At 39.3% G+C, this 672-nt stretch carries 1 protein-coding gene; it reads left to right on the plus strand.

Annotated elements, in window-relative coordinates; genetic code table 11:
• A partial coding sequence (locus K0H48_RS30550; RefSeq protein WP_219337878.1) for a hypothetical protein occupies window positions 1-672 on the plus strand: 672 nt, incomplete at both ends.

Consider the following 672-nt stretch of genomic DNA (forward strand, 5'->3'; position numbering starts at 1 on the left):
AGCCAATGCACCAGCAGGCGATTATGAACTTACCTATCAAGTATGTGAAAAATTAAATACCTCAAACTGTGCCGAAGCAGTAGTAAAAGTAACCGTAGCAGCACCATCAATCGATGCTGTAGCAGAAAGCTTAGGTTCGGTAAACGGAAGCATTGGAGGAAAAACAACAATCTCAGTAATCCTAAACGATAAACTAAACGGAACTCAGGCAGTTATTGGAAATAATCCAGGAGAAGTTACCCTGAAAAAAGTAACCCTTCCTGCAGGATTTGTTTTGGAAGCAGACGGAAAAGTAACCGTTCCCGCCAATACACCAATAGGAACTTATGATATCGAATACAGCATCTGCGAAGTAACCAATCCATCGAACTGTGATACAGCCAAAAGCACTGTAACAGTAACAGGTTCTGTGTTTGACTTGAAAGACGATACCGTAACTCCAGTTACAGGATCCACTCAAAACCAGACATTAGTAAACGTTCTGGATAATGATAAAAAAGACAATGCTTCGATCAATACATCTGAGGTAAATATTACTACAACAGCTGCAGATCCAAAAGGCTATTTAATTTTAAAATCAGACGGTACAGCAGAATTAAAAGCCAATGCACCAGCAGGCGATTATGAACTTACCTATCAAGTATGTGAAAAATTAAATACCTCAAACTGTGC

It is taken from the genome of Pseudomonas sp. Xaverov 259 (genome assembly GCF_019352915.1).
Lineage (GTDB): Bacteria > Pseudomonadota > Gammaproteobacteria > Pseudomonadales > Pseudomonadaceae > Aquipseudomonas.